Source organism: Colwellia ponticola (assembly GCF_005885605.1).
Classification (GTDB): domain Bacteria; phylum Pseudomonadota; class Gammaproteobacteria; order Enterobacterales; family Alteromonadaceae; genus Colwellia; species Colwellia ponticola.
Genome location: NZ_SZVP01000012.1, coordinates 68,814 through 81,524 on the forward strand (window position 1 = coordinate 68,814; position 12,711 = coordinate 81,524).

A 12,711-nucleotide genomic window follows, 5' to 3' on the forward strand; every position below is an offset into this window, starting at 1 on the left:
ATATCGTGTAAAAGCATGTGATAAATGTATTTATGCGTATTTTGCGTCTAAAATAATTATAAAAATAAAAACAGTAGGTCTTTATGCTAGAGAAGATGCTAAGCAAACTATGTAAAAAGAAAAACTCAATGATGGTAGGCATCGATATTGGTTCTCACTCAGTTAAAGCCGTACTACTAAGTCAGGGAGCTGATGGATACATAATAGAAAACTTTGCGATGGAGCCAATGCCAAGAGGTTCCATGGTAGACCGTGAAATACAAGATATTGAAGCCGTTGGTACTGTTATTGCCAAAATAAGAAAAAAAATCTCTCCTAAAGCTACTGACGCCGTTGCGGCAGTATCAGGGCAAACCGTTATCACTAAAGTGATTTATATGGATGTTGCCTTAACAGAAGAAGAATTGGCTAGTCAAATAGACATTGAAGCCGATAGCCTCATTCCTTTTCCGCTTGATGAAGTCAGTTTAGATTTTGAAACTTTGGATGTTAATGAATCTGACCCCAGTAAAGTGAATGTCTTACTCAGCGCTGCTCGTACTGAATCTATTGAAGCTAGGGTTGCTGCATTAGATGCGGGTGCGTTTCAAGCTAAAATTATTGATGTAGAATCCTACGCAGTGGGTCGCGCTTATGATCTTTGCCTAACGCAACTACCTGATGATGCTAAAGATAAGGTAGTCGCTATTGTAGATATTGGTGCAACAGTGACGTTATTTTCTGTGACTGATGCCAGTACACATATTTATAGTCGAGATCAACTTTTTGGTGGAGAGCAATATACACGTTCAATTGCTGCTTATTACAATCAATCCTTTGAGCAAGCTGAAGAAGCAAAAATTACGCATACTTTATCCGCTAATTATACGTTTGAGGTGCTTACGCCTTTTCATACCATATTGATGCAGCAAATACGCCGTGCTATTCAAATGTTTTTGACCACCAGTGGCAAAGAAAAAGTTGATTATTTATTAATTTCTGGTGGTACAGCTTTATTGGAAGGTCTTGAAAGCTTACTTAGTGAGGAGTTAGGTATACATACCGTTATTGCAAACCCCTTTAAGGGGATGTCTTATGGTGATGGAATTGCACCAGACGAATTAGTCAAGGTTGCTCCTCAGCTCATGGTCGCGACAGGTTTAGCACTAAGGAGCTTTACGCCATGGCACATATAAATTTACTACCGTGGCGTGAAGCAGCATTAAAGGCAAGACAAAAAGAATATTTTACTCTGTTAGTCGCCGTTGCTTTAGTGACTTTTGCCTTAGTTTTAGCGATTAACTTTTATTTTCAAACACGCATTGATGGTCAAAACAGTAAAAACCAGTACCTTAAAAATGAAATTGCACAATTGGATGTGCAAATTGCGGAAATAGAAACGTTAAATGAGAAAAAAGCAGCTTTGCAAAAGCGAATTGGTGTTGTCGACCAATTACAACGTAGCCGAAATGTTGGTACGCAAGTACTTGATGAAATAGCTAAAATAATTCCTAACGGTATTTATATTATTGAACTAGAGAAACAGGGAAATACCTTATTATTAACGGGTAAAAGTGAATCGAACAACCACTTAGCAAATATGATTCGAGCCGTGGAATTATCTGATTTATTCGTTGATGCCACACCAGAATCGATTACCGCCGATGATGGTTCTGCTAAATTACTCAGTAGCTTTAAGATGAAAGTTAAAATTAAAGGTTTAGTTGATAATGTCAGTGAAGGAGGCAAGTTATGAAGTTTGATGCAGCCCAATTTGATAACCTTGAACTTGATAATATAGGGCAGTGGCCTTCGGCGGCAAAGTTACTTTTAGCAGCGTTTCTTGCGGTCATGGTAACCTTTTTAGGTTATGTCTTACTGATTAGCGATAAAATGACACAACTTGAACGTATATCATCTGAAGAAAAAACATTAAAAGATGCCTACCGTACTAAATATCATGTAGCGGCTAATTTAACCTTATTTCGAGCGCAAATGGTCGAAGCAGAAGCAACTTTTGCTAACCAATTACGCAGCTTACCAAACAGCCATGAAATACCAGGTTTACTCGATGATATTACTTTTGTCGGTACAACCAGTGGTCTTGATTTTGTAAAGCTAGAGTGGCAACCAGAAATTAGTAAGGAAATTTATATTGAATTACCTATTGATATTGAAGTAATAGGCTCGTACCACTCCTTTGGTCAGTTTGTGAGTAAAATCGCAGGTTTACCTAGAATTGTGACTTTGCACGACTTTAAAATAAGCACAGGACAAGGAGACAGCGATAGCTTAAATTTAACCTTACAAGCGAAGACTTATCGTTATCAAGGAGATGTAATCCAATGATAATCAATAGGTTAATATTGAACGTACTACCAACAAAATTAAGTATATTAAGTGTAGTTACCCTCGTTTTCTTATCAGGTTGCTTTGATGATACTACTGAAATCAAAGCTTATATAGCGCAGGTAAAAGCCACCACCACCAATTACATTGAGCCAATGCCAGAGGTTAATCCGTTTAATCATATTGACTATTCAGCAGGCGATTTACGCAGTCCATTTGTACTACCTAGACCCGAAGCTATTCAGCGAAAAATGCAACAAATGGCCGGGTGTTTAAGTCCTGATACTAATCGTCGTAAGCAACCCTTAGAGAAATATGCGTTAAGTGATTTAACGATGCGCGGCACTTTAGGTGATGAAAATATGCTGTGGGCGCTATTAGAAGCCTCGGATTCAAGTCTGCACCGGGTTAGTAAAGGAAACTATCTTGGTTTATATAATGGTCGTATAACACAGGTGAGTGTCAAAGCAGTGACCATAATTGAATTAGCTCCAGATGGCGCAGGGTGTTGGGTAGAGCGTCAAGCTACGCTCAATATAGCGCAATCTACAGAGTCAAATAAGTAAAGGAATTAGCATGCTAATTAATCAAACAAAAAACTATAAAAGCGTTACTGACATTAAAAAGCACGGGCTAATCTCTTTACTTTTACTGTTAACTATCTTGTCGTTACTGTCATTATCACCGTCAGTTAACGCCGCGAATGAAGAGGCTTCTGCTAAGACTAATGCGTTGATTGGTATCTCATATAACACCATGCAAAGCGATCAAATAGTCCTTATTTTTAGCTTTGCAGAAGAGCTTGCTAGCATGCCAATGGTCAACACATCAATGACACCGGCGTTTGTTGAAGTCACCTTTGAAGCCAATGCCTTTGTTAAAGAGCAAAAGCAGACTTTAGTTAATCATGCGGGCGTTAAAGACATTAATATCGATGCCAGCACAGGTAATGTTGTCGCTTTAATTAGTTTAGAGAAACTTGGTGTTTTTGATGTGGCTTTACATAGTGCGAAAGAGTTCTCGATTACTTTTAACTATGGTAAATCTGCGGAGATAGTTGAAACGTTAGCACCTGCAGGCAATGACTTCATTAACTATATAGAATCAATAGATTTTAGGTTAAATGCTGATAACGAAGCACAAGTATTGGTGTATTTAACCGATAATATGCTTGCTGCGGATGTGAATGATAAATTAGGTAAATTAACGGTTGAATTTCATAATACTGAAATTATTGAAGATTTACTTTACAAGTTAGATGTTACTGATTTTGGCACCTTAGTGACCACCATTGAAACTTTTAAAGAAGGCAGGAATGCTCGTTTAGTCATTGACACAGAAGGTGATTTTATTTTTAACCAAGCACAAGAAGAAAATTTATTTATCCTAACCGTCAAGAAAAAACCTAAAAAAGTACCTAGTTATATAGGTGATTCGGATGATTTTACGGGGCGCAGTATTTCATTAAGTTTTCAAGATATTCCAGTGCGCACCGTGTTACAGATAATTGCTGATTATAATGAATTTAACCTCATTATTAGTGATACCGTCACCGGCAATATTACCCTACGCCTAGATGGGGTGCCTTGGGATCAAGCATTAAGTATTATCTTAAAAGTTAAAGGCTTAGATAAACGTATGCAAGGTAATATTTTGATGGTAGCTCCGGCGGATGAATTAGCAGCGCGTGAAGCACAAACCTTACAAGCTAGACAGCAAGTTGAAGAGTTAGCCCCTTTATATTCTGAATACGTACAAATTAACTATGCAAAAGCCGCTGAATTTTCAGAATTGATTAAGAACGAAGACACCAGTATTTTATCAGCGCGTGGCAGCGTGTCAGTAGATGAACGTACTAATACCTTGTTAATACGTGATACCGCAAAAAGTATTGAAGATATTAAACGTATGGTGAGCATTCTTGATATTGCGGTTCGCCAAGTTGTGATTGAAGCCAGGATGGTAACCGTTAAAGATAATATGAATGAAGAGCTTGGTATTCGTTGGGGAGTCACTAATACTAATGGAGAATTTGCCACTTCAGGTAGTATCGAGGGAGCCGGTAGCGCAACGGGATCAAGACCTTATAATGAGTCTGATGCAGGGGTTGGGGTAGTACCTACTGTTGGTGATGGGCTTAATGTAAACTTACCGGTAACAGGAGCAGCAGGCACCATTGCTTTTCAAATCGCTAGGTTAGCTAACGGTACTATTTTAGATCTTGAATTATCAGCACTTGAGAAAGAAAATAAAGGTGAGATTATTGCTAGCCCACGTATAACTACAGCAAATCAAAAAGAAGCCTATATAGAACAAGGTGTTGAAATACCGTATCAAGAAGCAGCCTCAAGCGGTGCAACCGCCACTCAATTTAAAAAAGCGGTGTTAAGTTTAACGGTAACGCCGCATATTACGCCAGATAATAAAATTATTTTAGATTTGGTGGTAACCCAAGATACTATTTCTGATATTAGCAGTGGCTTAGCGCCAGCCATAGATACGCAGCGAATTGGAACTCAAGTACTTGTTAATAATGGCGAAACTATCGTGTTAGGTGGTATTTATCAACAAGCGATTATTAGTACAGTATCTAAAGTTCCAATCTTAGGTGATATTCCATATTTTGGCTGGTTGTTTAGGAATTCAAGTCAGCTAAATGAGAAAAAAGAGCTATTAATCTTTGTTACACCCAGAATTGTCACTGAGCACTTTTAAAAAGTTTTATTAAGTAAATTCATTAAATACTATATTTTTTCGCTATTTAATGGCTTTTTTATTTCATTAAGTGAATTTTTAACAAAGATAATACTTTTGATGCTTGCTATTTGTGCTCAAGACTTGCGATAATTACGCCCTTGAAATTTCCGAGGGAGACCTCTTTTGCGTCAAAAGTAATATTAGATTATTTGAAGATAATTTAAAAAAGAATATTAATACTTTTGACGGTTCCGCTAACACAACGAGTATTAAGTAGATCTAATGGCAGAAAAACGTAATATATTCCTTATAGGCCCTATGGGTGCTGGTAAAAGCACTATCGGTAGAGAAATAGCAGACCGATTACATCTTGAGTTTTTTGACTCTGACCAAGAAATAGAGCGTCGTACAGGAGCAGACATTGCTTGGGTTTTTGATCTTGAAGGTGAAGAAGGTTTCCGCAGAAGAGAAGAAACAGTCATTGAAGACCTGAGTGAGAAACATGGTATTGTGCTAGCAACCGGCGGTGGTTCGGTAATTAGTACCAATGTTCGTAATCACCTATCGGCTCGCGGTATTGTTGTTTACCTTGAAACCACTATCGATAAACAAGTTGCTCGTACGCAACGTGACCGTCGTCGTCCGCTGTTACAAACGTCAGAAGAACCGCGTACAGTATTAGAAAATTTAGCGGTAGAACGTAATCCGTTCTATGAAGAGATCGCTGATATTATCGTACAGACAGACGATCAAAGTGCTAAAGTTGTTGCTCATAAAATTATAGAGCGCCTCGACTTTTAATTTAACCCCGCGTTGGAATCTAATAGTATCCCTATATGGCAATTCTTAATCTTGATTTAGGCACGCGTAGTTACCCTATCTATATTGATTCAGGTCTGATAAGTCAAACAGACCTGCTTTCATCACACATACGCGCAAAACGGGTATGTATTGTAACAAATGATATTGTAGCTCCTTTATACCTTAACTCATTAAAAGAAAAGTTAACCGACTTTACTGTAGATGAAGTAATACTCCCTGACGGTGAAGCTGAAAAAAACTTAGCTAACTTTGAAGTGATTATGTCTCACCTGCTTAACCATGAGCATGGTAGAGATACTACTCTTATTGCTTTAGGTGGTGGCGTTATTGGTGATATTACCGGTTTTGCTGCAGCCTGTTATCAACGCGGTATTGATTTTATTCAAATACCAACCACCTTGCTTTCACAAGTTGATTCATCAGTGGGAGGAAAAACTGCGGTAAACCATCCTTTAGGTAAAAACATGGTCGGTGCTTTTTATCAACCTAAAGCAGTTTTCATTGATATTGATAGCCTGACTACTTTACCTGTGCGCGAGTTTAATGCGGGCATGGCGGAAGTTATTAAATATGGCATTCTAGGTGACAAAGACTTTTTTAGTTGGCTAGAAGATAATACTCCAGCAATAAAAGCCGGTAACAAAGCAGTTTTAGCACACATGATTGAGCGCTGTTGTCAGTGTAAAGCGGATATTGTTGCCAGTGATGAAACTGAAGCCGGTGTTAGAGCATTATTAAACCTTGGACACACCTTTGGTCATGCTATTGAAGCTGAGCAAGGTTACGGTAAATGGTTACATGGTGAAGCCGTTGCTACTGGCATGGTACTTGCTGGTAAATTAGCAGTAGTAATGAATTTACTTGAAGTGTCAGAACTTCGCCGTATGGAAAAATTGATTGCAGCGTTTGATTTACCTGTAACAGCTCCTCAAAATATGGGTTTCGCTGAATTTATTCGTCATATGCGTCGAGATAAAAAAAATATAGCCGGTAAGTTAAGGTTTATAATACCAACAGCTATTGGTCAATCTGAAATTCGTGACGATGTCACTCAGGATGCGCTTCAAGAAATTCTATAATTATTTTCTCGTGGTCTTTATACCACGAGAAAGTTTAAGCATAGAAAGGATTAAGCATGTCTGCAGCCGTAAACTCTTCTTTAGCATACCAAAGCACAGCAACACTAGGAGAGAGTGAATCAATGTTAGCTACTGGAGATGTTGGTATTAGCGTTACCTCACGCATTGACTATAACTTACGCTTTACCAAACAAGCGGTATTAGTGGTCGGTAATAATACTGAACAATACTCACAGTTGGCTAGTCAATTTTTGGTCAACCTTTCAACGGTAAAGCCTACGGCTAATCATCTTGATAGCCAAAATAATCAAATCAATGTTGCCTTCATTTCAGCTTCGAGTAAATTAAACGATATTCAAATACGGTGTCGACTAATAGAGCAGTTATTTGTTAAGGCTTTATTTGATCCTGAAGAGTCGTTAGCTATTAGTATTTTTCGATTCGCTAAACAGCACAGTGAAGCTATTTCCATTGTTGTAGACCACGCCCATGCGCTGTCATTGCAAATTAATTATGAATTGTGTCAGCTGGTGGCTTTAGCCAAAAAGCACCAATTAAGCATTAATGTGGTACTTTTTGGTTTAACAGAAGCGGCACAACAACTGACGATTAATAAAAGTTTGTTTAAAAATAAACTGGTGGTTATTGAGGCAGAAACGGGTCAAGTTATTAGTTTAGATGATAAGCGTATCTCGCTTAATAAAGAGACTAGTCCTTTATCTGTTTGGCAAAAAATGAGTTTATTTGGCGCAATGCTACTACTTGCAGCGGTGCTCGTTTGGGTTTATTCGTTAATTGCCGAGGAAGTAAGTGAACAAACATTTACTGGTGAGCCTGAAAGGCTAGTCAATAGTTTAACTAACACAGTACCTAGCGTCTCAGAAAATGCCTTAACCGTTCCAGTAAATAATCCAGAAAATTTAGCATTAATAGCAGAGCAGAAGAAAAACAACAGTGACTTGCTAGCAACGGCCTCTGAAGAAGGTAATACATCCTTGTATATCGAGACAAGACAAGCAACCAGTGAAGAAATTAATCAAGTTTTATTGGCGAGTAGTGGTGTTAACTCTGTTAATAGCGTTGCCGCTGACGCTGGGGATGTGCTAGAAGCATTAGTGAGGGCTGATACCACGGTCAATACTAATAATGAAGAGAAGACTAGTAGTCGAGCAGTAAAACCTACAATACAAAAGAGCATAACGAGTAATCTTTATTATCAAACGCAAGCAAAGCAATATAAGAATGGTTATGTTGTGCAAATAACGGGCTTTTCTGATGATAAATTATTGAAAGTGTTTTTATCAGATTATGCCAAAGAAGGATTTTACAGCTATGAAAGACAGCTTAATAATCAAAAGTTTACTGTTATTACCACTCAGGTCTTTGCCGATAAGGTAGCGGCTAAAGCGGCTATTGAATTGTTACCGGTAGAGCTACTTGACCGTAAACCTTGGCTTAAGTCTATTTCGTCGGTTATCAAGGAAATAAATACCTTTACGCGATAATTCAAGCTACAATTCGTGGCTGAAATCGCAGTAAACATAAGAACGTGTAAGCATAGTCGATAGCAATAACTACTTAGTCTTATCTCTATGAGAGTAGACTTATATAAATTATTCCTGCTAAGATCTATACGACATACCATCGCTGTTATTATGCTTCGAAAAACAACACCAAAATAAATTGCAGCATTGGCAATAAGGTCTAGAGTGAGTAAAGATACATTGCAAACCAATATGCGTTCTGCCTTAAAATGGGCGGGCGGGAAAAAACGAGTCGTTGGTGAAATACTAAAAGTTTTACCGGTAAAAGGTAAAAAAAGATTAGTTGAACCCTTTGTTGGTGGTGGCTCTGTTTTTTTGAATATAGATTTTGATGAATATTTGTTAATCGATATGAACCAAGATCTTATCTCCTTGTTTAATGTCATCAAAGAGCAGTCTTCTAGCTTTATAAAAGATGCCGCTTTTTATTTTAACGGCGACTATAACAACGCTGAAAAATATTATGATCTACGTAAGCAGTTTAATGAGTCTAATGATTCATACGAACGCTCACTACTTTTTTTGTATTTGAATAGACATGGTTATAATGGCTTATGTCGTTATAATAAAAGTGGCGGTTATAATGTCCCTTTTGGCAGATACAAACACCCTTACTTTCCACAAGCTGAAATAGAGTTTTTCTCAAAAAAAGCGCAGCGAGCAACCTTTATTCAAGGGGATTTTGAAACAGCATTTTCCCAAATAAGAAGTGATGATGTTATTTATTGTGATCCTCCTTATTCACCTATAAATAGAACGGCTAACTTCACCGCTTATGCAGGTAACTCTTTTACTGACGAAGATCAAATTCGTTTAGTGAGCTGCGCTGAAAAAGCCAAACTGCAAGGTGTGCCGACGATAATTTCTAATCATCATGTGGATTTTACTCGTGAACTTTATAAGAACGCCGATAAAAGAGAGTTCTTTCAAGTACAGCGCTCAATCAGTCCTAAAGCCAATGGAAGGGTAAAAGTTAAAGAAGTCTTAGCACTGTATAAATAGTTACATTATTGTCAATTAAGGTGTCAGGTTGGTACGATTAAGTTAACAATCATGATTAAGACCGCAATAAAAATTAGCACGGCTATAATACCCGCCATAATAAAATGAGTAGCCTTACCTTGAGCAAAGTCACGCTTACGGTTACTATTTTTTTGTACGCCAAAAAAAGCGGCAGCGACACTCTTAAAAGTATTCTTGATACTACTTTGGCTAATAAAGACTAAAGTAAAGACAAAAGCTAAGGTTGATTTACTCTTTCTTGCGCAACACAATATCGAGTTATGGCTTGACATGTTTTTTCACTGTTTACTAGAAGAGGTGAACAAGTATAACGCAAGTTCACCTTTATGTGTCTGGCTATTCAGTAAATGGACTAACTAGCGCATGGTTTTATAAATCGATGTCTATTGAGTAGGCAACCGTAAATTTCATATCATGGTTATCCATATCAGTATCAGATAAAGCAAACGTGAAGCCACCTTTACTCAAGCTTATACCATAATCAGTGTAATCGTTGCTGTCGTAATCGTTATCAAAAGAGTAATCACCTACATGCAGGCCTAAAGTTAAGCCATCAGCAACTTCAAATTCAGCATCAGCAGATATATATAATGCACCATCATACAACTTTGCACCATCATCAGTATTAACACCGTAATTGGCTGAAACTGAAAAGTATGAGTAGCTTAATGAACCATATATTTCACCAAAATCATATTCGTTACTACTATCAGTTTGAGCCGAGTCAGGGTAGGCATAGTAAATATAGCCAACATCATAACCAAAACCTTGACCGAGATCGCCACCAAAACCTAAATACATATCTAATTCAGCACTGGTATCGTCACCAAAATCTACATTAGACGCCCAAGTGCCAACATAAAACCCTGAATTATGTGCATAGTCTATACCACCAGAAATAGCAGCGGCATCATCGGTTTGTGTTACGCCACGCCATAAATAGTTTGAACTCATCGCTACATTGGCTGATAACCCTTCAGTAGCAAATGCTTGGAAAGAAAGAGTTGAAGCCGCTAGTAATGATGTTATCGCAATAGTTGTTAGTGATTGTTTCATAAAAGTTCCCGTTATTAGTTATAAAAATAATTGTTTGAGAGAAAGTCGTTTCTACAAACACTATATAGCAAACAATGTGCCTAGATGCTCATTTAGTTAAAATATCACTTGGTTTGTTAATAATCAATTACTTAGCAGGCATGTTTTTTCGGTGTTATAGATGAGTAAGTTAACGAGTCAAGAGTCTGCGCAATTATGGTGCTATTTTTTAATACATGCTCATTATAAGTGCATTAATTTGTCAGATCATAATCGCTGTAACTCGCATTTTAGAGCAGCATGGGTATAATACACGCATCTTTTTTTAGGAAGTTCTCCCATGTCACCATTTTTAATTGCTCCTTCTATTTTATCTGCCGACTTTGCTCGCTTAGGCGATGATGTTGCTAACGTATTAGCCGCGGGAGCCGATGTTGTTCACTTTGATGTGATGGATAATCATTTTGTGCCCAACCTAACTTTTGGTCCAATGATATGTAAATCATTACGAGATTACGGTATTACTGCGCCAATTGATGTGCATTTAATGGTTGAAAATGTTGATACGTTGATCCCCGATTTTGCTAAAGCGGGTGCTGATATTATTACCTTTCACCCTGAAGCCAGTAATCATATTGATAGAAGCTTACAATTAATTAAAGACAGTGGCTGTAAAGCTGGCTTAGTACTTAATCCAGCTACGCCATTACATTGCTTAGATTTTGTTATGGATAAACTTGATGTTATTTTATTAATGTCAGTGAACCCTGGTTTTGGGGGCCAATCTTTTATTCCAACAACGTTAGATAAATTGCGTTTAGTAAAAGAAAAAATTAAACAAAGTGGTTTTGACATTCGCTTACAAGTTGATGGTGGCGTTAAAGCAAATAATATTGCTGAAATTGCCGAGGCGGGCGCTGATATGTTTGTTGCGGGCTCAGCAATATTTTCTCAAAGTGATTATAAAGTGGCCATTGATGAAATGCGTAGTGAGTTAGCTAAAGTTTCTCTATAAGCTACTATCAGCTCATATATAAGACTCATACAAGTAAAGTATACATAAAGAATTTTAAGGGTAAAAAATGACAAGTAAACCTATTGTATTAAGTGGCTGTCAGCCGTCAGGTGATTTAACTATTGGTAATTATTTAGGCGCAGTACAGCAATGGGTCAATATGCAAGATGATCACCAGTGTTATTATATGCTTGCTGATCAACATGCCATTACAGTGCGACCTGATGCGCAAGCATTACGAAATGCCACACTTGACGGTTTAGCACTTTACTTAGCGTGTGGTGTTGATCCCGAAAAAAGTACTATTTTTATCCAATCACATGTACCTGAACATGCGCAATTAAGTTGGGTATTAAATTGTTACACCCAAATGGGTGAATTAAATCGTATGACGCAATATAAAGATAAATCACAAAAATCTGAAGCGAACATGAATGCTGGATTATTTACATATCCGGTATTGATGGCGGCAGATATTTTACTTTATGGTGCTGAGCGTGTACCGGTAGGTGATGATCAAAAACAACATTTAGAGTTAGCTAGAGATATTGCCACGCGCTTTAATAACCTTTATGGTGATATTTTTAGCGTGCCAGATCCGTTTATTCCTGAACATGGCGCTCGTGTTATGAGCTTACTTGAACCCACTAAAAAAATGTCTAAATCTGATGATAACCCAGGTAACTTTATTGGTTTATTAGAAGATCCTAAAAAGATTATTAAAAAAATTAAACGTGCCGTTACTGATTCAGATGAGCAAGCACGAATTTATTATGATTTAGCAGAAAAGCCAGGTGTGTCAAACTTGTTATCATTGTTATCGTGCGCCACAGGTAAAACCGTTGCAGACTTAGTGCCCGCTTATGAAGACAAAATGTATGGTCATTTAAAAGGTGATGTTGCAGAGGCAGTAGTAGCGTTATTAGCGCCTATTCAAACTAAATTTCACCAATACCGCGCAGACCAAGCCTTTTTAGAGCAAGTAATGCGTAATGGCGCAGAAAAAGCATCAACCCGTGCTAGTAAAATACTCACCTCAGTATACGATGCGATAGGTTTTATTCCTCGTCCGTAAACAGTTCATTGATAAGTCATACCAAACGGCTTAATACAGTAGACTGATTGATATTCTATTTAAAAGGGCTTGTTTCGAAAGAAAACAAGCCTT

Annotated in this window: 13 protein-coding genes; 11 read left to right on the forward strand and 2 right to left on the reverse strand. The window is 37.6% G+C overall.

Going from position 1 to position 12,711, the window contains the following annotated elements; all coding sequences use genetic code 11:
* Positions 1–95: 95 nt before the first annotated feature.
* From FCS21_RS12120 to FCS21_RS12160, 9 genes are all read left to right on the forward strand, one after another.
* Positions 96–1,175 carry a pilus assembly protein PilM gene (locus tag FCS21_RS12120; RefSeq protein WP_138623755.1) on the forward strand — a complete coding sequence of 360 codons (1,080 nt, stop codon included), beginning with the start codon at positions 96–98 and terminating at the stop codon, positions 1,173–1,175.
* The gene (locus FCS21_RS12125) at positions 1,163–1,735 is read left to right on the forward strand and encodes a PilN domain-containing protein (protein ID WP_138623757.1); all 573 of its coding nucleotides are present in this window, start codon (positions 1,163–1,165) and stop codon (positions 1,733–1,735) included. The genes FCS21_RS12120 and FCS21_RS12125 overlap by 13 nt, the downstream gene beginning before the upstream one ends.
* Positions 1,732–2,328: a type IV pilus inner membrane component PilO gene (locus tag FCS21_RS12130; RefSeq protein ID WP_138623759.1), complete on the forward strand. Its 597-nt coding sequence runs from the start codon at positions 1,732–1,734 to the stop codon at positions 2,326–2,328. Before FCS21_RS12125 ends, FCS21_RS12130 begins: the two co-directional genes overlap by 4 nt.
* On the forward strand, positions 2,325–2,894 hold the full coding sequence (locus tag FCS21_RS12135; protein WP_138623761.1) for a pilus assembly protein PilP: 570 nt from the start codon (positions 2,325–2,327) through the stop codon (positions 2,892–2,894). The genes FCS21_RS12130 and FCS21_RS12135 overlap by 4 nt, the downstream gene beginning before the upstream one ends.
* Before the next feature lie 10 nt (positions 2,895–2,904).
* Positions 2,905–5,043: a type IV pilus secretin PilQ gene (locus tag FCS21_RS12140; RefSeq protein ID WP_138623763.1), complete on the forward strand. Its 2,139-nt coding sequence runs from the start codon at positions 2,905–2,907 to the stop codon at positions 5,041–5,043.
* A 264-nt stretch (positions 5,044–5,307) separates the two neighbouring features.
* On the forward strand, positions 5,308–5,826 hold the full coding sequence (gene aroK, locus FCS21_RS12145; RefSeq protein ID WP_138623764.1) for a shikimate kinase AroK: 519 nt from the start codon (positions 5,308–5,310) through the stop codon (positions 5,824–5,826).
* Positions 5,827–5,861: 35 nt separating this feature from the next.
* On the forward strand, positions 5,862–6,926 hold the full coding sequence (aroB, locus tag FCS21_RS12150; protein ID WP_138623766.1) for a 3-dehydroquinate synthase: 1,065 nt from the start codon (positions 5,862–5,864) through the stop codon (positions 6,924–6,926).
* A gap of 56 nt (positions 6,927–6,982) precedes the next feature.
* Positions 6,983–8,431, forward strand: coding sequence for an SPOR domain-containing protein (locus FCS21_RS12155; RefSeq protein WP_138623768.1), 1,449 nt, complete (start codon positions 6,983–6,985; stop codon positions 8,429–8,431).
* A 231-nt stretch (positions 8,432–8,662) separates the two neighbouring features.
* Positions 8,663–9,472 carry a Dam family site-specific DNA-(adenine-N6)-methyltransferase gene (locus tag FCS21_RS12160; RefSeq protein ID WP_138623836.1) on the forward strand — a complete coding sequence of 270 codons (810 nt, stop codon included), beginning with the start codon at positions 8,663–8,665 and terminating at the stop codon, positions 9,470–9,472.
* Positions 9,473–9,495: 23 nt separating this feature from the next.
* Here the strand turns inward: FCS21_RS12160 and FCS21_RS12165 are convergent, their stop codons facing one another.
* Entirely contained in the window at positions 9,496–9,765 is a 270-nt protein-coding gene (locus tag FCS21_RS12165; RefSeq protein ID WP_138623770.1) for a DUF2970 domain-containing protein, read from the reverse strand.
* Between the two features lie 97 nt (positions 9,766–9,862).
* Positions 9,863–10,549, reverse strand: coding sequence for a TorF family putative porin (locus FCS21_RS12170; protein WP_138623772.1), 687 nt, complete (start codon positions 10,547–10,549; stop codon positions 9,863–9,865).
* Between the two features lie 319 nt (positions 10,550–10,868).
* Between FCS21_RS12170 and rpe the strand changes: the two genes are divergently transcribed.
* On the forward strand, positions 10,869–11,543 hold the full coding sequence (gene rpe / locus FCS21_RS12175) for a ribulose-phosphate 3-epimerase (protein ID WP_138623774.1): 675 nt from the start codon (positions 10,869–10,871) through the stop codon (positions 11,541–11,543).
* A 67-nt stretch (positions 11,544–11,610) separates the two neighbouring features.
* A complete protein-coding gene (trpS, locus tag FCS21_RS12180; protein WP_138623776.1) occupies positions 11,611–12,618 on the forward strand; it encodes a tryptophan--tRNA ligase in 1,008 nt (335 codons plus the stop codon).
* Positions 12,619–12,711 lie beyond the last annotated feature (93 nt).